26 protein-coding genes are annotated in these 18,810 nt (G+C 52.1%); 12 read left to right on the top strand and 14 right to left on the bottom strand.

Features of this window, described 5'->3' with window-relative positions; all coding sequences use genetic code 11:
- The first annotated feature begins 27 nt into the window (after positions 1 to 27).
- Genes DKB71_RS34685 through DKB71_RS34675 form a run of 3 tightly spaced genes read left to right on the top strand, consistent with a single transcriptional unit; the run spans position 28 to position 1,782 of the window.
- The gene (locus DKB71_RS34685; protein WP_408602232.1) at positions 28 to 621 is read left to right on the top strand and encodes a hypothetical protein; all 594 of its coding nucleotides are present in this window, start codon (positions 28 to 30) and stop codon (positions 619 to 621) included.
- The gene (locus tag DKB71_RS34680; protein ID WP_408602231.1) at positions 618 to 1,088 is read left to right on the top strand and encodes a hypothetical protein; all 471 of its coding nucleotides are present in this window, start codon (positions 618 to 620) and stop codon (positions 1,086 to 1,088) included. Before DKB71_RS34685 ends, DKB71_RS34680 begins: the two co-directional genes overlap by 4 nt.
- Before the next feature lie 40 nt (positions 1,089 to 1,128).
- Positions 1,129 to 1,782 (top strand): hypothetical protein, encoded by a 654-nt coding sequence (locus tag DKB71_RS34675; protein WP_408602230.1) that lies wholly within the window; start codon positions 1,129 to 1,131, stop codon positions 1,780 to 1,782.
- 50 nt (positions 1,783 to 1,832) lie between these two features.
- Here the strand turns inward: DKB71_RS34675 and DKB71_RS34670 are convergent, their stop codons facing one another.
- A complete protein-coding gene (locus tag DKB71_RS34670) occupies positions 1,833 to 2,963 on the bottom strand; it encodes an ADP-ribosylglycohydrolase family protein (RefSeq protein ID WP_408602229.1) in 1,131 nt (376 codons plus the stop codon).
- A 119-nt stretch (positions 2,964 to 3,082) separates the two neighbouring features.
- Between DKB71_RS34670 and DKB71_RS34665 the strand changes: the two genes are divergently transcribed.
- Complete coding sequence (locus DKB71_RS34665; protein WP_408602228.1) at positions 3,083 to 3,400, top strand: hypothetical protein; 318 nt, start codon at positions 3,083 to 3,085, stop codon at positions 3,398 to 3,400.
- A gap of 25 nt (positions 3,401 to 3,425) precedes the next feature.
- Here DKB71_RS34665 and DKB71_RS34660 read toward each other — a convergent pair whose 3' ends face one another.
- The 9 genes from DKB71_RS34660 to DKB71_RS34620 form a co-directional block, all read right to left on the bottom strand.
- Entirely contained in the window at positions 3,426 to 4,178 is a 753-nt protein-coding gene (locus DKB71_RS34660) for a hypothetical protein (protein ID WP_408602227.1), read from the bottom strand.
- Between the two features lie 125 nt (positions 4,179 to 4,303).
- The gene (locus tag DKB71_RS34655) at positions 4,304 to 5,059 is read right to left on the bottom strand and encodes a sulfite oxidase-like oxidoreductase (protein ID WP_408602226.1); all 756 of its coding nucleotides are present in this window, start codon (positions 5,057 to 5,059) and stop codon (positions 4,304 to 4,306) included.
- Positions 5,056 to 5,232, bottom strand: coding sequence for a hypothetical protein (locus tag DKB71_RS34650; protein ID WP_408602225.1), 177 nt, complete (start codon positions 5,230 to 5,232; stop codon positions 5,056 to 5,058). Before DKB71_RS34650 ends, DKB71_RS34655 begins: the two co-directional genes overlap by 4 nt.
- Before the next feature lie 133 nt (positions 5,233 to 5,365).
- Complete coding sequence (locus DKB71_RS34645; RefSeq protein ID WP_408602224.1) at positions 5,366 to 6,019, bottom strand: adenylate kinase family protein; 654 nt, start codon at positions 6,017 to 6,019, stop codon at positions 5,366 to 5,368.
- Between the two features lie 337 nt (positions 6,020 to 6,356).
- Positions 6,357 to 6,548: a hypothetical protein gene (locus DKB71_RS34640; protein WP_408602223.1), complete on the bottom strand. Its 192-nt coding sequence runs from the start codon at positions 6,546 to 6,548 to the stop codon at positions 6,357 to 6,359.
- A gap of 102 nt (positions 6,549 to 6,650) precedes the next feature.
- On the bottom strand, positions 6,651 to 7,334 hold the full coding sequence (locus DKB71_RS34635; RefSeq protein WP_408602222.1) for a metallophosphoesterase: 684 nt from the start codon (positions 7,332 to 7,334) through the stop codon (positions 6,651 to 6,653).
- 63 nt (positions 7,335 to 7,397) lie between these two features.
- Positions 7,398 to 8,342: a hypothetical protein gene (locus tag DKB71_RS34630; protein WP_408602221.1), complete on the bottom strand. Its 945-nt coding sequence runs from the start codon at positions 8,340 to 8,342 to the stop codon at positions 7,398 to 7,400.
- 52 nt (positions 8,343 to 8,394) lie between these two features.
- Positions 8,395 to 9,057: a LexA family protein gene (locus tag DKB71_RS34625; protein ID WP_408602220.1), complete on the bottom strand. Its 663-nt coding sequence runs from the start codon at positions 9,055 to 9,057 to the stop codon at positions 8,395 to 8,397.
- Positions 9,058 to 9,203: 146 nt separating this feature from the next.
- Positions 9,204 to 10,334 (bottom strand): hypothetical protein, encoded by a 1,131-nt coding sequence (locus tag DKB71_RS34620; RefSeq protein WP_408602219.1) that lies wholly within the window; start codon positions 10,332 to 10,334, stop codon positions 9,204 to 9,206.
- Positions 10,335 to 10,497: 163 nt separating this feature from the next.
- On the opposite strand from DKB71_RS34620, the gene DKB71_RS34615 reads away from it, so the two are divergent.
- Complete coding sequence (locus DKB71_RS34615; RefSeq protein ID WP_408602218.1) at positions 10,498 to 11,079, top strand: hypothetical protein; 582 nt, start codon at positions 10,498 to 10,500, stop codon at positions 11,077 to 11,079.
- Positions 11,080 to 11,144: 65 nt separating this feature from the next.
- Here the strand turns inward: DKB71_RS34615 and DKB71_RS34610 are convergent, their stop codons facing one another.
- Positions 11,145 to 11,453 carry an STAS-like domain-containing protein gene (locus DKB71_RS34610; RefSeq protein WP_408602217.1) on the bottom strand — a complete coding sequence of 103 codons (309 nt, stop codon included), beginning with the start codon at positions 11,451 to 11,453 and terminating at the stop codon, positions 11,145 to 11,147.
- A 147-nt stretch (positions 11,454 to 11,600) separates the two neighbouring features.
- Here DKB71_RS34610 and ftsB point away from each other — a divergent pair, with 147 nt between their 5' ends.
- The 3 genes from ftsB to DKB71_RS34595 all read left to right on the top strand — a co-directional run bounded on the left by ftsB (position 11,601) and on the right by DKB71_RS34595 (position 13,997).
- On the top strand, positions 11,601 to 11,891 hold the full coding sequence (gene ftsB, locus DKB71_RS34605) for a cell division protein FtsB (RefSeq protein WP_408602319.1): 291 nt from the start codon (positions 11,601 to 11,603) through the stop codon (positions 11,889 to 11,891).
- Positions 11,892 to 12,022: 131 nt separating this feature from the next.
- On the top strand, positions 12,023 to 13,294 hold the full coding sequence (locus DKB71_RS34600; RefSeq protein WP_408602216.1) for a hypothetical protein: 1,272 nt from the start codon (positions 12,023 to 12,025) through the stop codon (positions 13,292 to 13,294).
- 205 nt (positions 13,295 to 13,499) lie between these two features.
- Positions 13,500 to 13,997, top strand: coding sequence for a hypothetical protein (locus DKB71_RS34595; RefSeq protein WP_408602215.1), 498 nt, complete (start codon positions 13,500 to 13,502; stop codon positions 13,995 to 13,997).
- A 30-nt stretch (positions 13,998 to 14,027) separates the two neighbouring features.
- Here the strand turns inward: DKB71_RS34595 and DKB71_RS34590 are convergent, their stop codons facing one another.
- The 3 genes from DKB71_RS34590 to DKB71_RS34580 form a co-directional block, all read right to left on the bottom strand.
- Positions 14,028 to 14,774: a hypothetical protein gene (locus tag DKB71_RS34590; RefSeq protein ID WP_408602214.1), complete on the bottom strand. Its 747-nt coding sequence runs from the start codon at positions 14,772 to 14,774 to the stop codon at positions 14,028 to 14,030.
- A 124-nt stretch (positions 14,775 to 14,898) separates the two neighbouring features.
- The gene (locus DKB71_RS34585; protein WP_408602213.1) at positions 14,899 to 15,273 is read right to left on the bottom strand and encodes a YkgJ family cysteine cluster protein; all 375 of its coding nucleotides are present in this window, start codon (positions 15,271 to 15,273) and stop codon (positions 14,899 to 14,901) included.
- 156 nt (positions 15,274 to 15,429) lie between these two features.
- Entirely contained in the window at positions 15,430 to 15,801 is a 372-nt protein-coding gene (locus tag DKB71_RS34580) for a hypothetical protein (RefSeq protein ID WP_408602212.1), read from the bottom strand.
- Positions 15,802 to 16,129: 328 nt separating this feature from the next.
- Between DKB71_RS34580 and DKB71_RS34575 the strand changes: the two genes are divergently transcribed.
- From DKB71_RS34575 to DKB71_RS34560, 4 genes are all read left to right on the top strand, one after another.
- Positions 16,130 to 16,978, top strand: a complete 849-nt coding sequence (locus tag DKB71_RS34575; RefSeq protein ID WP_408602211.1) for a hypothetical protein — start codon at positions 16,130 to 16,132, stop codon at positions 16,976 to 16,978.
- Positions 16,979 to 16,980: 2 nt separating this feature from the next.
- Positions 16,981 to 17,319 carry a hypothetical protein gene (locus DKB71_RS34570; RefSeq protein ID WP_408602210.1) on the top strand — a complete coding sequence of 113 codons (339 nt, stop codon included), beginning with the start codon at positions 16,981 to 16,983 and terminating at the stop codon, positions 17,317 to 17,319.
- A gap of 132 nt (positions 17,320 to 17,451) precedes the next feature.
- A complete protein-coding gene (locus tag DKB71_RS34565; protein ID WP_408602209.1) occupies positions 17,452 to 17,727 on the top strand; it encodes a hypothetical protein in 276 nt (91 codons plus the stop codon).
- Positions 17,708 to 18,736 (top strand): zeta toxin family protein, encoded by a 1,029-nt coding sequence (locus DKB71_RS34560; protein WP_408602208.1) that lies wholly within the window; start codon positions 17,708 to 17,710, stop codon positions 18,734 to 18,736. The genes DKB71_RS34565 and DKB71_RS34560 overlap by 20 nt, the downstream gene beginning before the upstream one ends.
- Positions 18,737 to 18,810: the final 74 nt, after the last annotated feature.

Here is an 18,810-nt window from a genome sequence, read left to right as displayed (position 1 = left end):
ATCATTTCCAGTGGAGCAGCATCCAGGATGAACGACACGAAAAAACTGGTGGATAGCGCCAGAGAATCGCTGAAAGTGGCCATTCGCGCCATCAGGGATGGGACTAACCCAAAGGCAACAGGCTTTGACCATCTGAACCGCGCTCAGATGTCAGCCGCACAGATCTCGCATGTTCAGAAGGCCTTGGATCTGCTCGATCAGATCACCAATGAGCCCACTCCAAAGCCAGTTGCTGTAACAGTTGATATGACCCTGGTCGAAAGCATCCGGACGACGAACAAAGCATTGGCTCTTTTGCTCAAGCAACCCTCCATTGATCCTGCTATCAACGAACTTTGCCTTGAGCACGACATAAGGGTGCAAAAGCTGCTCATGGCAAACCCTTTTGCCTTCAAAGCACAGCAGCCGGCACCCACAGAGATTGACCACCTGTTTCCAAAGCCATGGCCTTACCAAGGCTTTGCACCTTGCAAAGCATGTCACAGTCGGATCACGCTGGTGATAGCGATGCACTCTGTAAGCTGTAGCGATTGTGACGCTGCGGCCAACACCCCGAGTGAGTGGAATGAGCTCAATAGAGCACCGATTACGCTAAACCCCGTAGCTGAGGAGTCGACATGAGAACACTGGGTGATTTGATTGATTTCGCTGAATCGCTGATGCCAAGCATGGGTGGTCGCGTCAGAAAGCTTAAGCTCAAGATCCCAATCTTCAGCCCAGGCCGAATCGGGGGCTCGCCATCCCTGGACGTGCACGATCTCTCACTTGGGTTTGATCATGACCAGGGTCAGTTGTTCGTTTGTACCGAACAACTGCTTTCGCCTCTGTCGCGGGAAGAGATCGCCGCGATCCAGAAGAGTGTGAGCATGGGGCAGTCCTACCATGCCTATCAGCAATACAAGGCCATGATGAAAGACCGATCTGACCTGGTTGACCTGTTGGCCTCGACTCGCGGTAGCGTTATGTCGAGTTACAGGGCGGCGGTTGCAAGCGGTGATGAAGGAAAGGCTGACGAGCTAGCTTCGGTGCTCGCGAAAATCGATGCGGAGGTCGGTGGAAGGCCGGGTAAGCGTAAAGCTGTCAATTGATGCATAATGTTGGCGGTTTTTTCGACCACGGAGGATGTACGTGAAGACTTCACCTGAATTTTTCCATCAAATGTATGACGCCAGCTTAGCCGGTGAGAAGACAATCATGACGTTTGGCTTCCTGGCCTTCGCTGGTGTCTGTGTAAACTATCCACTGAGCTTTGTAACCATCGTCTTGGTTGCGGTAACCGCAGTCTATGCCCTGAGTTGCTATCAGTATCTGAACCTGCAGAAAAGCAACATTGAGCGGCAGGTGAAGATGCTCACCGCCTTCAACGACTATGAGGCTGAGTTCGATAAAGTCTTTCCTGAGCCATCAAGCTCGGAGAAAATCCTCGTTTGCGTGGAGGACAAGCTAGGTCATGGCAAGCACCTGATCCGGCAAGCTCTGGTCATGAGAGGTGATGATGAGTTCGCGCTGGTGGGTGTTGGTTATTACCGCAACCTGGAAGGTGAAGGCCTGACTACCCATACAGAACAGCTGACCCCTGAACGTGCAATATGGATTTTTGAAGAGTCTCAAATTGCCAAGGCTAGAGTGCTTGGCCTTCCCCGGCCTTATAGAAAAAATGGAGACTCCAGCGGTGATCCAGTACTGCCAGGTCACCAGGTCTCCGGTGATAGCCATGGTGATAGTGACGGTGGCGGTGGAGGTGGAGGTGATGGTGGAGACGGCGGTGGCGGTGGCGACTGACAGCTCAAAAGAGGCCCTTTATCGGGGCCTTTTTGTTTCTCCGGGAACCATCATGCGTAAGGTGGCAAAAAACGCCTCATGATGTGGCCCATGTCCAACAGGACGACCCCAAGGTTTCTGATCAACTGAGGTGCGTAGGCCGGCTCAGGGATCTCGCATTTCTCCCGTAGGCCCAATGCTTTTGCATGATCCTCAAGATATGTCTTCGATACAGGCCAGTCACGTAAATGGTCGATTAGTCCACGCATGAAAGGAGCCCCGCCAGACACGCTCAGGGCAGCGGTGATGGCCGCAGTACTGTCGGTGTCTCCCCCTTGCTGAATCGCGTTATGAATCGCATCGTGGACGCTTGGGGTATGGCTGGCGATGTACGCTGCCCCCAGGGCGCTGCGATAGACATAACCATCAATCCCGTTTCCACAGTCGATGTTGGCCATTGCAAAGAAAATCGAGGCAACCTTTGCATGAGAGTCATCAAGCACCTCAAGCAATCTCATGAGCTCCTTGGTGTGATTCACGTCCGCTTCTGTTGCGTGACGCTCCGCGCACTCCCTGAAAATCTTGCTCATTTCGGGCCAGGTCTGAGGCTTTTTGTTCGAGGCAGCCACGATGTCGGCAACCGCAGAAGCCATGAACAGGGCTCTAGGGTCTGAGTGAGTCATCCTGGTCGAGACCTTTATGAACCGGTCTCGTGCATCCTGGTCACCGGCATGGAATAGGCCAATGACCGGCGCCCGCATCAGAGGGCCATTACCTGCGGATGGTCGCCCGCATTTGGCTGGCGCTTTGAACCACATGCACATGATCGCCATCAGCGTGGCTTTGCCAACACCTGGCGGTAAGGCCTGCAACCAGCGCTTAAGTCGTTTGGCGAGTTGGTGCTCAAACTCGTTTTCGTCCCCAGCAGAGTCGAGGAGGGCGCGAGCGGTGATCAGCGCATGCTCGGTGTCATCGCTGATCACACCGAATCGGCCAAACAGGAATCTTTGCCTGAGCCGGCCTTTCGTGATTCTGCGCACGCGCTTACCGCCCATGTTCTCGTACGGTAGGCCCAGGCTATCGCCCAGGGCAGTCGCAATGAGCAGATCCTCATAAGCGTCGGCGCAAACCTTTCCATGCACCCAGCGCGGCCCTACGGGCTCTTCTGCATTGACGGGGGCGCTTGCGTCTTTGGTGTTCACTGTTGACCTCAAAAATGTTGGTGACTGGCCTGAAGACCTTTAACAAATGGAGTATATTGACTAGCTCTCGGCCAGGGTACTCTCTTGTGGCCGTAGGTTTTCTCAATCAGAGGCTGAACATGAAGACAGCATTGAAATTACTGGCGGTTGCGCTATCTATGGTAACTGCCACTTCGGTCTGTGCTTACCAGGTTGGGGGTGAGCCAGAGAAGGGCTTCTATGTGGTGACCAGTGTGTCGAGTGCTCCATTAATCGTCTTGGATGGTCTATGGAAAAAAGAAAGAGTCACTCCGCAAGAGTATTTGGACAGGCATTGTCCAAGTGCAAAGGTTAGCGAGATCAATATTGCTGGAGCCCCGAGCTTTAACCAGCCAAGCATTGCAGTCCAGATTGTCTTTGAGATGCCGGCGCAAGGATGCAATAGCACGAGAAGCTGAGGCTCTTGCTGCCGGCTCAGTACCGTTACTCTTGGCTATCCGGATTGAGGCACCTGATCATCCGGCGCAGGTGATCCATCTCCTCGTTGAAGTCCTCCTCATCGTCGAGGTTGATGTCCATCAGCACGGCGTGGATCACCTCCCTTAGGCAGATGTCGGTGCTGGCCATGGTGATCGTTTCCCGTTTGGTATTCGCGTAGTCCAGCTCCGTCCTGGATTGGTTGGCGGTTATCTCGATCACTTCGTGTGTTGCCAGCTCCAACACGATGGGTGCGTAGCAGATATCCGCTAGGCGGGTCATCGACAAGCTCACGCTTTCCCCGTCACCCATCCCCGAGAAGTCGACAGCCTGGTAGAAATCCACTTTGGAAACGTCTTTGAACCGTATGCCGGTTCCCGTGCTGACTTGCCCCTGGAGGTCGAGGACATTTTCCCTGGGTGTTACGCTCAAATACGGCGTCAGTTCGAAACGGCTCAGTACGCTGTGCTTTTGCAGTGACAACTGGGCGTACTGCTTGGATTTCCTCGTGCCAGGTAGGTCTCTGACCACGGCCATTTCGAGCTTTTGCCCGTGCTCGATGAGGCTTTTCGACCACCCATTGAGCAGTTGCAGGTTTGGGTATTTGAGGAGGAGACGTCTGATCGACATCAGGTTGAAGAGGTGCTGCTCACCATCGGCAACGGTGAACTCGTCATCGATGTGCAGGAGAACGTCCAGGTCGGTGAGCACCTGGTCATCGATGGAAACTTGGGTGAAGCGTGGGCTGAATACCAGCATGTCTAGTTCTCATATGAGTTAACAGATAGACATGGGCTGCTCCTTTTATGGCGGGATTGGAAACGAAAACGGATGCTATGTATTGCCTCGTCCGGTGTCAACGGTTCTGGGCCAAAATAATTCGATCAGGACAGAAATTGCTTAAGGTCATCCCAGAAACTAGGTTTGCGCCTGGCCGGCAATGGTTCTGGTTCAGCAAGTTCTACTGGTGCTGGCGCCGGTGCCGGCTTAACCGGTGTGCCGTAGCGCTCCTCATTCCAGGGGTTTCCACGATTGTGGTAAGACCGCTGCTCCCAGTATCCAGGTTGGTCTTCAGTCAGGAATTCGATGGCGCTGATCCATTTTGGGCTTTTCCAGAAGTACAGCGTGCTCAGCACAAGTCTCGCCGGCGCCCCGTGGTCGAGTTCGAGTGGTTCGCCTTTCATGGTGTGGGCGATCAGACAGCTTTCTTCCAAGAAGTCTTCCAGGGACAGGTTGGTACTGTAGCCATCCGAGCCATGAATCATCACGAATTTTGCCTCAGGCTTGAGAGCGACCAGCTTCATCAGATCATTGGTCAATACACCGCGCCAGCTGCAGTCCAGGTGCGTCCAGGCCGTTACGCAGTGGATGTCGACGACGATATCCGTTTGCGGCAGGTTGTTGGTCAGATTCTGCCAGCTGATGGTCACCTCAGATTCAACGGCGCCGTAGATTCGTAGCGACCATTGCTCAGGAGCAATATCTGGCTTGATGCCGAGATCGAGCACCGGGAAGCCCTTCACTAGGCCCTGGCCGGGAGGGATTCTGTCGTCATCCGGAGTGGAGGTGGTACCCGTGAGAAAGCGACCTTCTTCGGCAAAGCGGATCTTCGCTTTGGTTAGCTTCGTGTCTTCGCTCATGCGCCTACGTCTCTTTGTTTTGTCGGCGTGCCTTCGGTACCGGCAGGCACCCCGGATGGCCAAAGATAAATGATCTGATTGCCTTGCAGCCGCCGCAACAGGTCGCTGTTCAACTGCTCAACGGTGACATGAACGATACGTTCGCCGTTAAATGGCTGTAATAGGTCGGGCATGACCTGCGTCGGGGAACTGCCGCCTGCCAAACCAATGGCCCGTGAGTGCCGGGGTGGCAGTACAGACGAAACAGTGGGCGCCGGCCCGGTCAACCCTCGACGCCCCCTGATCTTGTTCTTCGTGAGGCCTGGTCTATGCATCGAGCAACCGGAAAAGCTCATCCTGCACTTCCGGCATATTGCGATCCGCATCTACCGTGGCCAGACGTGGGCGCAGGGCTTCTGGTAGTCCTCGGTAGAAACCGAGGATCGGGCCGACCTGGTCGTGGTAGATGGCCAAGCGTTTGATCACAACAGAAGCTTCATCGTCTGGTCTGCAGGTCAGCGGTTCACCAGTGACGTCATCGACACCTTCTTTGGCTGGTGGTCGCAGGGTCAGGTGATACGACCGGCCAGAAGGGGCGTGGATTCGACGTCCAGCCATGCGGTCGATGATCACATCATCCGGTACGATCAGTTCAATGACCGCTTCAACAGCCACACTGCCGTCTTGCAGCATGCGGGCCTGGGCCTGAGTACGGGGGAATCCGTCGAGCAAAAAGCCTTCAGCGCAGTCGGGGCGCTGAAGGCGCTCAGCGAGCAGCTCCATGACGATCTCGTCAGAGATGAGCTGCCCGGTCGGCATAAGCGCCTCGACCCGCAAACCGATCTCTGTGCGGTTCTGTACGGCTTCACGCAACAGGTCGCCGGTCGAAATCCGGGGAATGTTGAGCTCTCGGCAAAGAACTTCGCCGTGAGTACCCTTGCCAGCCCCAGGGGCGCCCAACAATACAATTTTCTTCAGCATGATGAATCCTTCAAGTCTGGTGACTGCGCAACCCCGTACATCTCCCATACAGCAAGGGTTGCAGACGATTGGGATATTGGCAGCTCTTAAGTCGCCAGTCCAGAAGCCAGACGGAGGTCAATTATATGCGTTTGTTGCTTCGGTTAAGGGGGAGGGATCGTAGCCAGGGCACCAATCAAAACTGTTAGCACCAGAAAACCGCCCAGGAATAGCGCCATCTTGCCCATTGTGACCTCATACATTGCGAGTTCGTTGCGTGGGTGTATTTTGAGGCTGCCACTGAGTTCGAAACAGTGGCAGATGGCTCTGGAAAATACAGATCAGAAGGTCGTGTACGTTAAGGCAATGGGCACGCTGGTTCATGGGACTGAACATGCTTGGCCTTGGCCTGGTCGTACTGGTGCTCAAAGAAGTCAGCCATCTCGTCGATCTTGTTGCCGTACTTCTTGCTGAACTCGTCGATCAGGGTGTCGAGGTTCTGGTTCTTCCATTCCTTGAGGGATGGAAAAGTCGGTTTGCTCTGCGCCATGGTGAGGCTCCTGCTTTTTCTTTCAGCCTACCAAGGGAGAGCGGGCCTGAACAACGAGGAGGGAGGCGCCCACAAGCTCACTGGCAAGACGCGTTGATGGCGCTAGTCGATCAGGGTGCCTTGCTCGGACATGATGCCCCTGAAGGGAACCCCGTAGGCCTCAAAGCCTAAATGTGGCCAGGAAGCCCGATAGTCGAGGCTGTCATGGTGGTGACCGTGGAAGACTTGCCGGGCACCGAGGTACTGCGCCAGCTCGTCAATCTCCGCGTAACCGTACGGGTGACAGCTCGGTGCTTCGTGGGTAACTAAGATATCTGCGGACTCAAGCGCCAGCCCAAAGTAGTCGTCGGGATAAATCGAGGACAGGAACCGCTGCTTTTTCGACTCAAGCACTGGCTCCGGGGTGCGCCTGGCCTCCAGCGATGCTACGAAGTCCTGGTAACTCTGGATGCCGGTATCTGGCTGGCCCGGTAACCAAATGGCTTGATCGAACGTTCCGCCGAGGCCGGCGATGCGAATGCCAGCAACTTCTGCGACTCTGCCATGCAGATTTCGGTGGCTGAGGCCTTGGCAGTGGAGGTTGTCCCAGTACGTCTGATCATCCGCGTCATGATTGCCGTGGATGAACCACAGTTCTGTGAGATCCAGAATCGATTGGAACAGTCGATCTAATGGGAGAGGGCACTCCATATCCCCCAAAAGCACGACAGCCTTAGGCCTGTGACGCTTGATCGCCGAGATGATGTAGTCGAACCGTCCGTGTGGATCGCCGAGAAACCAGATCATGAGGTGCCAATCCATTGGTATTTCCCGAATGGTAGCACCCCTACGGGGAGTGGGCGACTGGCCTTAGACCCCGAGCTCCTCTCTAAACCAGTGACCTTTGACGTTGTCGACAGGCTTAAGGAGCGAAGCCACTGCCATGGTGCCGTAGATCCCTCGCAAGAGCTGTTTCTGCTTTGGCCCGCGAGCCATAGGCATCAGCGTTTCAAGCGAGCAACCATCGATGCGCTGAAGGATCGCTATCTGCTTGGCCACTGAAGGTTCTTTGACGGCGAGTTTGAATAGCTCGAGCGGCTCTTCTGGGAATTCGTCGTCGCTATCCTCAAACCAACTCCAGGGGAAGTCGTGTGTCCTGGTGTATTGGCGGACGAGCTCGATACGCTCTTCTACCGGGAATTTTGCCAGCATCTGGTGCCGGTACCGAAGCGCCTCGACTTTTATCTCGTCGGACATGCCTCGGGCGATGATTTCATCGGCAAACTCATCGTACGCACCCTGGCGGATGGCTGCATGCAGGGCTTTTAGCTGGAATGAGTGTTCAGACCGCAGTTCTTCAGGGAATGTGTCCCAGACGTGAAAACCGTCACAGCTGTTCAGCGCCGACTTGTACACCGCAGGGCTGCGAAGTGCCCCAGGAATGTCGAAAAGCGCCTCAGAATTCTGATACACCGCCGCCACAAGCACAGGTTCGGTCATCTGGGATTTATCGATAAAAGCCACAGATTTGCCGTCGAGCTTCATGGCTTCTAAGAGCAGCTCTTCGGTCTGAAATGGTTTGGGGACGTTCAGGAGCCTTTCCGGATCGAGCTCAATCGCCTTGCTCGACAGGTAGTCGAGATAAAACTGCTGATCCTTGAGATGATCGGGGACGAGATTCAGCGTTTCAACATCTGGGCATTCCTGGATCATCACCTTGGCAACAGTTGCGGTGATTTGATCGCGTGGAATGTCCTCAAGGCAGAGCGGATTATTACGCACTTGCTTGATGAGACGCTGCTCAGCTGGAGTCATGGTTGAACCTTTTCTTCTCAGTCTGGCAGCGCCGGATCAAGGCTGGCAATCATTACGCGGCCATGCGGCCAGGTCTTTCCAGCCGGCGAGCCTGTGCGTCTTTGAGATAACCCTCAGGTTTACCCAGGAACAGGTCACGCACATGGTCAACGAACTCTTGCAGGTCAGCCTGGCTATCAAACGCCGCGTTGGACGCTGTAGCAGGACTGATCTGTGGCCAGAACACCATTGGCGAGCCTGTGAGCATGCTTTCAGCGAGCGAGTGATAGTACATCTTGGTCTTGCTTACGGCTGCGTGGGCACCATCGACCCGAGTAACCTCTGCAAGAATTTGATTCTCCACGAACTCGTGATGCTCGAAGTAGAAACGCGTTTTCTCACAAAGGATTTTGCGTCTCAAGTCAGCATTTCTAGGGTCTAGAATCTGAGTGACGGTGGCTGACCTGAACGACGTGGATGGAGCGGCATCGCCTGCCACCGGCGCTGGCTGCACTGGCGAGCCATCTTCAATGATCTGAATCCCCCGGCTGATGCCCTTGATGATCCGGAGAAAGCCGTATTTCTCAAGTCTAGCTAGATGATCGTGGGCCCCGGTAGGGGACTTGAATTCCATGGCGGTAGCAATCTCTTTGCAGGTCGGCGGAAAACCATTTTCCAGGATGAACTGCTTCAGGAAGTTGTAAACCATCTCTTGGCGTGGCGTTAATTTTCTCATGAGAATCCGGCAATAAGGCTGTAGGTCGGCGCCCGTAGGGGCGCCAGTCAAAGTAATGGGATCAATCATATGCCATTAATTGACAGATTTACAGCGCTTACCCCTGTGTTTTCAGCTAAAACCCCGGTTTGCACCGGGGCTCGTGGTCAAACCTCGTGTGTGGGTTTTGGAATGTAGAGAGCCTTCGTTCTCTCAGAGATCACAGGGCATCCTTCGACCGAAACGACCTTGGAGAGCAGGTCGAGCACCTCCTGACCTTTTAGTTTACGTTTTGCCAGGATGCCGTCCCGTATTTCCTGGAGCACGCCGATGTTGGCCTCAAGGATCTTACGAGCCATGTTCGCCTGATTGATTTTCAGTGTGCGCAACTGCAAATCGTTGTGAGCTTTTTGACTGTCATTCTCCGGGCGGATGTAGAAAATTGAGTTTAGGTCGGTCGCAAGGAATCTCTCCGCCATTTCCAACCAGCGCCGATAGTCTGAGGTCGCGCCGGAGGTTCGCTCGCCCAGGAGCAATTCCTCGGCCTCAACGCCGGCAAGTAAGACGATCATCTCCAGTTCCGAATAAGACCTGGTTTTGAAGTTTCCTCGTTTCCAGGGGCCTGCGCAGTAGCCGCCTATTGGTTGCCCGCTGACAAGCGTATCCATGGCAACAGTAAGATCGGGGAGGGTGTACTGGAACAGCCCAAGCACCACGGCATGCCCGGCCTCGTGGGCTGCTATCACTTCCGAGTCATTTTTCTCTAAGCGAGTCCAAGGGCCAAAAAACTTCTGATCATCAGGCGACACCCTTGAACCATGTGCCATTTCCCACTCACTTGGTTGTGGTCGAAATGAGAAGATGAACCCGAAAACGCCGGTCAACACAACGAACACGATTCCAAAGTAGAGCAGTTGCCCAATATTTCCTTCGATGAAGGCAATCACTTCGTTCGTGAATTGCGCATCACCAGTGATGTCACGAGCAACCCATGCTGTGAAAAAAATCGCTGACGAATACCCAAGGTTAGATCTCAAACTCTTCCAGCAAATCTTGTCCACCGGCAGCCTGAAGCCCATGTAAGCCGCATATGCGATGGCGAAGAAGATTACAGACTCAATCGTTGTCGGCCCTTTCCCGATAAGAGCGGTGTAGAGGAACAGCGGCAGAAGGGCCCAACAAAAGGCCCAGGTAAGCCGGGTCGTCATCTCAAAGGTTTCGTTGTGACAGAGCCTGTGAAGCGCGTTGCGCAGGTAATAGAGCATCCGGATTGCCTCGGTAAAGCGGTTGACCTTCATGCGGGTCGCCCAATCCTGGGCATGCTAGTGATTCGGTCTGAGTGCTGTCAATTTATGGAATACGTTATTGGTGCCGGTGCCAAAATACCGATTTTCAGATATCGTGATCGCCTAAATTGGCTGGCGCTCAATGCTGGTCGTAATCAACTGACTGTGGTGTCCGATGAGATTGAAAGTAGGGTGTGTGAGGGCTGGCGTATGCATCGCCTCGATCCTGGGTCTGGCCGCAGTTTTCGCTGGCGCCAATGCTGGTGAGAAGGGCAGACCAGATGGTGCATCGCTGAGTGCCGGAGAGCATGTCTTTCTCAATGGGAATACTCCCTCGCGCCTGGTAGCAGATGTTTCGGCGCTTATGATAGCGGTCGACGGGAAGGTACAGCCGGAGGAGGTGGCTTTTGCCTACAAACTCGGACAGAACACCAGTGCTTTGATTTCTGACCAGGGACTCTGGCCGGTGACGGAGGACATGCTGGCCAGCTTCTCCACCGAAGAGTACGAGGCCCAGCTGAAGGCTGACCTTCGAGAGATCGAGCAGGGTGGTCATGAGGCGTGGTCAGCGCATCGCATGGCTGACGGAGCCTACGACATCATCACTGCCGCCAAGGGCATGGGCAAAGGCGAAGTACCTAGCGTACTTGTCTCGGCAGCCTCCAATGTCTGGGCCAAGCAAAGCTTCGTGCAATCATCTCTTCAAGAGACACATGCACACATCAAGCAGCGTGAACGGGTGAACTCTTACTTTTAAGTCCCCCGTGCTTGTGTTGCAGAGCTGTCGCCCCTTACCGCAGGTGCTAGTTTTGATCGGCGTACCTAGGGCGCCGGCTGGGCATTCCTCTGGTTTAAGCGATCACTGGCCACAAACCGGATGATCGCCTTGGTTTCGGTGGTGCAATTGAGGAAGGTGATGCGCTTAAGACCTTCCTTGCCCTCTTTCAGTAGATGAGAGCCCAGCAAGCCGTCGACAAAGCCCTGCGTGACCTCGATTGAGGCAAAGTCCAGGGAAACGGTTTGGTGCTCAGAGAGTGCCTTATGGAGGGCCTCAGCGTATGGGGTCGCAGACGAGCGAAGCCCCATGGTCTTTACGCCGGGTGGAACCTCGATTTTAACGATGCTGGTCATCGGCTTGATCCTGGACAATTCTTTCGGTTCGTTAGCCTAGCTCAGGTGACCGCAGCAAAGCCATCTTGTACACTTTCTTAAGCTTCCCTTGCCAGTAATGGGCACCTGGGCTGCATCCGACATGTCCCCGTGAAAGAACTCATCCTCATGCGCAGTCCTAAGTGGTTGTTTGTTATCTTGCTCGTCGTATTTTCCGGGCTGCAGTACCGTCTTTGGGTTGGAGAGGGGAGCTTCACCAGTGCTGCTGACCTTCTTGTGAAGATTGATGAGCAAAAGGCAGAGAATGAAACGCTCCACGAGCGAAACAGAATCCTCTACGCAGAGATCCTTGAGCTGAAGGAAGGGTATGAGACCGTAGAGGAGCGTGCCCGCAGTGAGCTTGGGATGGTGAAGCCTGGCGAAACGCTGTACCAGCTGATCGACTCGACCAAGTACTGACTCTCCAAGAGGAGGTAGATGACTCAAGGCCCGGCAACGATCCCTGGCCCACCTTCCCCAGTAATTCATGGTGGCACCTTGACCACTGAGAAGCAGCCATAACAAAATATAAGAAAAACAGGGATTTGATTGTGGACTCCAGCGTTACCGCAGTTTCAAAAGATGAGCCGGAAAAACACCCGAACTATTTTAAGATTGCAGTTGGGGTCACTGTTTTGGCAGTGGTGCTGATCGCGACAGTAAACACCACCGATTATTTGTACGCAAAAACACGATCTTATGACAATTCAATAATCGACTTCGATGCTAGGCCAACACTCTCTGCCTCTCATCGAGGAAAAGATACTGAAGGTCGTCAAAACTCAGTTCGCGTGAAGGCTGTAAATACAGGCGAGCTTGAAAAAGCATATGGTTTCCTTCGTTTTCTGGAAGATACCCAGCCATTACACGCGTTTTATAAATCCGAGGATGTCAGGGCGAAGGCTGACGAAAAACTTGTTCTTGAGAGAATGCACAAGGTCGGTGATTTTCATTACCCAGTTAGCTTAATCGGTGGCCGGTCAACAGAAATGTTCAAGGAAGGCCTGCCGTATGATTTCCATGTTTGTGTAGTACAAAGCAAGCAGACCGGAATCAAAAGCTTGGATGGGCGTTATTATCTATTTACCGATGATATGCCTGTATTTGCAAAAGTTGATCTCGTTGATTTTGCAATTAAATCCCACGAAGGCGGGCATTGTTACTTTAAAACATTTGATAGTAGAGATGAGGTAACTACGGAGCATGTCGATTATAAAAAGGCCTTGATGGAGGTCGCTGGTGACCTTGCGTCAACTCTTGACTATGCAAGGCTTACTGGAACACTTGATTTATATACTGATTTTTGGAGGCCTTACAGGCTTTCTAATGTTGATGATAGGATACACCAAACCGCATGGGCTCTAGATGTTCTACTGAAGGATAAGTCTATAGACCTGGACGCACTGACTCGAAAGGGCCCTGATGAGATTGGGCCGATGGTTACGTACCTGATGGAGAAGAATTTCGCTGACGCGAACGGTGAATACAACCCAATTGATTCTCCAGCATCCTTGGCTTTATCTGCAAATCTCAGGGCTCAACGTTGGGTGGATGATAAATCCCCAACAGATACAGATTTAAAAGAGAAGCTGAAGTCTGATATTGCACAGTCGATGGTTGATCATCGTGAAAAATGGTTTGCAATCGCACCTGACGACGCTACTACCCTATTTGAAAGAAGGCTTGTACGCTGGTCAAAAGCGTTTGATATCGATTTGGCTGGTTACACGCCGTCAAAATTCAACACTCATCAGGACAGGCTTGATTCCAAGCGGCCTATGGGCGTCTTGGAGTACCTCACAGGGAAGGATTACCCCCTGTAGCCCTAACCGAAAATGGCCAGAAACCCCAATAAAAGCGGGGAAAACGACCGTTCATATGGCAAGAATTGACAGGGCCGCATTTTTTAGATAGATTGCGGCCCTCGATGGCCAACAACAATATTTGCGTCTACTATCCACAAACGGTTGACGTTACACAGCGGTCTATTATCAATAAATCTCTTTGTATATTGGGGCAAGCTTCCACATGGATGCCGTATCAGCAGCTAATCATAGGTTTGAATTACAGCGCCAAGCGTTTATTTATGCAGATATAAAAACAGAGCTTCTAGAATCAGTTCGATCAAAGCCGCAGATGTATGTCTTCCGCGAAGAAGGCGAAGACTACCATTACTGCGAGATCCTCACTGAAGTTGAACCCATCTACGACGACAAGATGACAAGCTCATTTAAAGTTGGAGACAATTTTAAATGCATGCTTCGGGAAAACTCGAAAGAACTGTGGTTTCAAATAACACAGGGCAGAAACTTCATAAATCTTCGAGACCCTGATAAATACCTTAAACGTGAAGTCGATGGTGTTGATTATTACGTCTTCGTAAAAATGACCGGCCTGTCAATTGTTATGGTAACGCCAGAAGTGGTGGATTTGGACAAGGCACGAAAGCTTTTGAAAAAGATGTCGAAATCCATCATCAAATACGATGTGCATGGAAACACTGTTATCAAGAAAGGTGTAAGGTAAGGGAGCCATCGCAATGACCCCCAACGGTGGTTAGGCTGGTTCAGCTTCAGGTGTCGTGGTTTTCTCAGAGATTGTGTAACCCATTGAGATCCACTCAGAATTACCTTTAAGCAGCTCTAAAATTATCCACTTTCGTGAGATGCTGGTAGTCGTCTGTCCATTCGCATCTTTGTAGCTATCCGGGGAGAGGGACTTCCCATCATCGGATACTTTAAATCCAAGAAACTCATAGAAAGGACGATCTACACCTGGGTTCGCAGGGCGCCCCTTGTTCATGGTGCATTCAATAGACTTCCCGTCTTTAGAAATAACATAGACCTGTTGATTACCTTTCTTGCGCGTAGTCGAGCGATCACGCTTTTTACTTTTAGCTAGAGCCTCTTCACTGGCGTTAATGGCGAGCAGAGCCAACTCGTGGGCAAGGCTAATCACTTCTTTAGGGTAGGCGGCAATCAGCTCTTCGAACGAGAATTCTTTGCTGATTTCAAGCAGCTGATCAGTTTGAGCTTTTTCGTCATGCTTAGTTTGCTCAAGACGTTTGGCTAAGCGCAGAACCTCGTCAACATTACACGCTGCCGAGGCAATTTCGATGTCCTTGGTAATGTGAAGGGTTGCGGTACGTGGTCTAATCTTGCTCAGGCGAGCAAACAGAGCCTCTGAAACTGATTTTGAGATTGGGCTGACTGCTTCGTTGGCCACAGCCTCGGCATGAGCCTTTTCGAAATCTACTTCAGGCTTTTGATTTTTGTCGGTGCCGAGCCCAGCGTCAGTTGTCATAGCGGTCGTTCTCCAAGAACTCTGTTTCGTAAACGCATATGTTAACGGATTCAGTGAACTAGTGGGAGGGCACGGCCTGCTTGGCGCGACGTGAGGTCACCTCTCCAAAACAATCAGGTAAAAATCAAGCTCCAACCTGATGTACTGGTATTAAGGTAGTGGGCGTGAACGGCGCAAGCGGGGGAAGGCCATGTTTGGCTCGTGCGTCATCACAGCGAGGGTTGTGGACGCCGTTTTCCCAGGAGGCATCGAACTCTCGGCACGAGGATGAGCGCTGCTCGTACATTGTGCACCGGACATCGTCGCCAATGTCCCCGGCGAGCTTTTTACAGCGCGGGCTGGATTCGTTCGTTCCGACCATGGCTACCAAATTTGGCGTCACAACCTCGACCGTGTCATCTGGCACAGTACCGCCGCTTGATTGACACTCACCCCAGAAAAAAGACACACGAAAAAACGCACAGCAGGCACCGCAGGACGTGCAGGGGGAGGCCGACATAGTTACCGACTCAAAAGGCTTTAGATAGGGGATTTGGGGTTTCGAGACGGCAATTTATCACCATTGTTGATCGGCGCCAATGGCTCAATTTCACGAGCACCAGAAGAGTTTTTAAGAGCCCCCAGGGCGACCTGGGAGCATCCTTTTCTGGCCTGCTTATTTGCTTTCTGGATCGACAGGAGAGTGGAGTGGGTACCAGCTTTTTTGCCAGGCTTTGACCGTTTTCCCAGAGAGACTCCTGGACACCGGGGTAAACGTACGGCGATACCGGCAGCCTTCATATTCGACAATCTGCCGTGACTGGGCGTTTGGGTACAAAGCATCCAGCTTTTGCTCAAGCTTTTCGTGCTCTGTCAGTGGGAGCTCGCCGGTAGCCTTCAGCGCCTGCCTGAGCGTCGAGACTTTTGCCATGGCATCACTCAAGGCAGCACGATGCTTGTTCGGATTATTCCCGTCGTAATTTTCCCATCGGTTCTCAGCGATGGTGAGTTCTTTCTCCGCTGCTTCTAGTTCCGCAACTGTTGCCATATGAACCTCCAAACCAAACCATGGAGTGTAGCAAAATGCCGCCATGTCTGCATTCTAAAACAAATAGATTCTAGACATAATAATTTGTTCAGTAGAGTTACGGAGAGATGCTTAGCAGTAACAACAAGAAAATTTCATGAGTCAACTTGCCAGTATTGCTGCTTGGTCTATCCTCTCGTGAAATAAATCGTAGCCCATGAAATTACGGTGACATATGATTTCTAATAACAGAGTACGAACTGGTTCGCTTCTGGCTTCTTGTATTGTTGTACTTGCGGCTTGCACCACAATAAACTTTCAGGAGCCAGTATCTTCATATGCTACTGCAATGAGCAAGTCCAATGCCGTGCTAAACGAATTCTATTCTCAGCAGAATGATCTGGCGCGGAAATCCTATTTCACTCAGTTGAAATATGACAAGGATATGCCTCTACAATTAAAAGACGACAAGAAAAGACCTACACCTCTTTATTTTAGGTATTCGCCTGAAGGTATTAAGGCGAGACATGACGCCATCTCACTGATTTCAGTCTATGGAAATAGACTCTTGGTGTTGGCTGGCACTGATTCTCCGCAGCGTATAAGCGACAGCGCAGGCAGTATAGTATCAAGATACCAGGGATTGCCTGCGGCTTTCGGTGGGCTGTCTGGTGATGAGGCTGCGGCCAAAAAGGTTTACATCGAAAACACTCAAAAGCTCGTCTCGGCAGTTACTAAGATGTACTATGAGAAGCAACAAAGTGATGCCCTCCTGTCCGCTATAAATGAAGGCCACTCAGCAGTAGATGCAATTTTAAAAACACTTCAGGCTGATATTCTCAGCTTGTCTGCAACACATCAAGCCAGGACTAATTCACAGCTATCCAACCTTGTATACATATACAACGAAGATGTGGATGCAAGGAAGGCAAAGTCTAGTCAAACCTTCAGCGAGTCACAGCGTCTCGATCTTTTGAACCAAGCTCAGAACACAGCTGCGCTTTATGAAGGCACGGTTATCAATCAACCTGATGATGTTGTAGCTGCGATGATACAAGCAAATGACGATCTTTACGCTTTTGCCCAAAATCCTAAGGGTGAAAACTCGCTAATAGCACTAAATGCCGCAATAGAATCTTTCAATGCAAAGATTCAACCGTTCGTTGACTATTACCTGGCTAGCAAGGGAGACAATTAATCATGGCATTAGTTAGAGATAAGTTTGATATTGTTGGCTGCTCACAGGTCGTTATTAAAATAAATGAGCTGAGCATGGATTTTTCCTTTGATAAGCAGCAAAGGGCGTTTTTTCATCAGCTTGGCCAAGAGCTATGGTTTTATCTTGATCAGGTATCCGCGCTTGAGTTTGAGAAAGGCGCTAATGTCTTGAAGGCTGCAAGTGAAGACTTACAGGTGGTAATTGATTCCCTTAACGGAGAGATTCAGAAGCTTGAAAACATTGCTGTAACCCTGAAAACGGTCGATAGCTTGATTGTTAATCTCTCTAAATTCTTGGCTATTGTTACAGCAGTCGTTTAATGGGGCAGTGGCTGACAGCTTTAAAGTTTGCTGAATTATTTAAGATTATCCCAGGCCCTACGCATACTACTGGTAAGGGCCTGGCATCCCCATTATGATGGTACTTACTCCATCGTTAGGGACGTCGAATTCGTGAGCACAAGAACACCAGTATCCAGGACAGCCGAGCTTGAAGCAGCAACAGAGGCTGTCGCCGCGTGGATGGGTACCCTGAATACCCGCATCCACAACGAGCGGAAAAAGCCGACCCCTAACGAAACCAAGATCCAGCGCCTGAGTGATGAACTGGTCGCGCTACGCCGGGAGAGAAACGCACTCGACCCTGACGACGAGGCTGCGGTCAAAGCGATGCTGAAGACCTACTCTGAGAAGCTCAAGCCAGGAGTGGATGATGGTCTCCAACCCTGATCGCTTCAAGCTAACCGAGACAGAGCACGAAGAGGTCTACCAGGCCATCGAGCAAGACGCGTTCCTGGATACGACACCTTCCTCAGCGCCCCAGGCGATCATCCTGGGTGGGCAACCGGGGGCCGGAAAGTCCGGTCTTCTTGAGCGTTCCTACCGGTCGTTTGAAGGCCTCAACGCCGTAAAGATCAACGGCGATGATTTCCGTCAGTGGCACTTACACCGGGATGCGATTCTGGAAGAGGATGAGTCAGCATTCGCTGCGCTGACTGACCCCGATGTAAGGCCTTGGACAAAGCGACTGTTCGACACCACGATTGAGACCAAACGCAACGTCATCTTCGAAGGCACGATGCGGGTAAAGACGGACATCTCCAACACGATGGATCGTCTCCAGCAAGAAGGGTACTCAGTCAAAGCCCAGGTGATTGCAGCACACGAGCGGCAGAGCGTTGTAGGTATCCATCTACGTTACGAGTGGCAGAAGAAAACCAAGGGCCATGGCCGCATGGCGCCTCTCGAAGTTCACGACCAAGCTTACACCGGCGTGCTCGACACGATTGACCACATCGAGAGCAATAAGCTTGCCTCCAAGGTCGAACTGTATAACCGCAACGGTGTATGCGTTTACGAGAACTCCCTGAAAGACGGGGAGTGGGACAAGCTGCCGAGAGTCCGTGACGCGCTTGAAGCCGAGCGTAATCGGCCTCCATCGCTTGATGAGTGCCACGATCATCTTGCGGACTGGAAAGAGGTCATTGGCTACATGCAAGACCGTGGTGCGGCCTCTGAGGATCTGCAAGCAGTAAGGGGTATCGCGAAAGGCTTTATCGCGGAAATTCATCCGACCTTGGCAGCTGACCAGAACCCGGTTACACGGGCGACAACAGCGGCCAGCATCCAGGATATCTTTGGCGAGTCTGTTGAGCTTGCTCACGCCTCAGAGGCTGATATCAGCTTAACAATCAAGGATCCTTCCAAGGATCGCTCGGACGAGTTCACACCCAACTGAGAAAGGGCGAGCCGTCCTTCGGACGAAACAGCGACTCTTTCGCTTTAATCGTTCCGAAGGCCGGTGCTCGTTCG

Origin of the sequence: Pseudomonas sp. PLMAX (assembly GCF_046042685.1) — a bacterium.
GTDB classification, from domain to species: Bacteria; Pseudomonadota; Gammaproteobacteria; order Pseudomonadales; family Pseudomonadaceae; genus Aquipseudomonas; species Aquipseudomonas putida_AE.
The sequence above is the reverse complement of the archived record's forward strand: the minus strand, read 5'-3'. Positions and strand labels throughout refer to the sequence as shown.

What these genes read in the sequence shown, in the direction of transcription:
- DKB71_RS34685 (WP_408602232.1), top strand. Translation starts at nt 28, where the DNA reads ATGAACGACACGAAAAAACTGGTGGATAGCGCCAGAGAATCGCTGAAA.
- DKB71_RS34680 (WP_408602231.1), top strand. Translation starts at nt 618, where the DNA reads ATGAGAACACTGGGTGATTTGATTGATTTCGCTGAATCGCTGATGCCA.
- DKB71_RS34665 (WP_408602228.1), top strand. Translation starts at nt 3,083, where the DNA reads ATGAAGACAGCATTGAAATTACTGGCGGTTGCGCTATCTATGGTAACT.
- DKB71_RS34660 (WP_408602227.1), bottom strand. Translation starts at nt 4,178, where the DNA reads ATGCTGGTATTCAGCCCACGCTTCACCCAAGTTTCCATCGATGACCAG.
- DKB71_RS34655 (WP_408602226.1), bottom strand. Translation starts at nt 5,059, where the DNA reads ATGAGCGAAGACACGAAGCTAACCAAAGCGAAGATCCGCTTTGCCGAA.
- DKB71_RS34650 (WP_408602225.1), bottom strand. Translation starts at nt 5,232, where the DNA reads ATGCCCGACCTATTACAGCCATTTAACGGCGAACGTATCGTTCATGTC.
- DKB71_RS34645 (WP_408602224.1), bottom strand. Translation starts at nt 6,019, where the DNA reads ATGCTGAAGAAAATTGTATTGTTGGGCGCCCCTGGGGCTGGCAAGGGT.
- DKB71_RS34640 (WP_408602223.1), bottom strand. Translation starts at nt 6,548, where the DNA reads ATGGCGCAGAGCAAACCGACTTTTCCATCCCTCAAGGAATGGAAGAAC.
- DKB71_RS34635 (WP_408602222.1), bottom strand. Translation starts at nt 7,334, where the DNA reads ATGATCTGGTTTCTCGGCGATCCACACGGACGGTTCGACTACATCATC.
- DKB71_RS34630 (WP_408602221.1), bottom strand. Translation starts at nt 8,342, where the DNA reads ATGACTCCAGCTGAGCAGCGTCTCATCAAGCAAGTGCGTAATAATCCG.
- DKB71_RS34625 (WP_408602220.1), bottom strand. Translation starts at nt 9,057, where the DNA reads ATGAGAAAATTAACGCCACGCCAAGAGATGGTTTACAACTTCCTGAAG.
- DKB71_RS34620 (WP_408602219.1), bottom strand. Translation starts at nt 10,334, where the DNA reads ATGAAGGTCAACCGCTTTACCGAGGCAATCCGGATGCTCTATTACCTG.
- DKB71_RS34615 (WP_408602218.1), top strand. Translation starts at nt 10,498, where the DNA reads ATGAGATTGAAAGTAGGGTGTGTGAGGGCTGGCGTATGCATCGCCTCG.
- DKB71_RS34610 (WP_408602217.1), bottom strand. Translation starts at nt 11,453, where the DNA reads ATGACCAGCATCGTTAAAATCGAGGTTCCACCCGGCGTAAAGACCATG.
- ftsB (WP_408602319.1), top strand. Translation starts at nt 11,601, where the DNA reads ATGCGCAGTCCTAAGTGGTTGTTTGTTATCTTGCTCGTCGTATTTTCC.
- DKB71_RS34595 (WP_408602215.1), top strand. Translation starts at nt 13,500, where the DNA reads ATGGATGCCGTATCAGCAGCTAATCATAGGTTTGAATTACAGCGCCAA.
- DKB71_RS34590 (WP_408602214.1), bottom strand. Translation starts at nt 14,774, where the DNA reads ATGACAACTGACGCTGGGCTCGGCACCGACAAAAATCAAAAGCCTGAA.
- DKB71_RS34585 (WP_408602213.1), bottom strand. Translation starts at nt 15,273, where the DNA reads ATGTCGGCCTCCCCCTGCACGTCCTGCGGTGCCTGCTGTGCGTTTTTT.
- DKB71_RS34580 (WP_408602212.1), bottom strand. Translation starts at nt 15,801, where the DNA reads ATGGCAACAGTTGCGGAACTAGAAGCAGCGGAGAAAGAACTCACCATC.
- DKB71_RS34575 (WP_408602211.1), top strand. Translation starts at nt 16,130, where the DNA reads ATGAGCAAGTCCAATGCCGTGCTAAACGAATTCTATTCTCAGCAGAAT.
- DKB71_RS34570 (WP_408602210.1), top strand. Translation starts at nt 16,981, where the DNA reads ATGGCATTAGTTAGAGATAAGTTTGATATTGTTGGCTGCTCACAGGTC.
- DKB71_RS34560 (WP_408602208.1), top strand. Translation starts at nt 17,708, where the DNA reads ATGATGGTCTCCAACCCTGATCGCTTCAAGCTAACCGAGACAGAGCAC.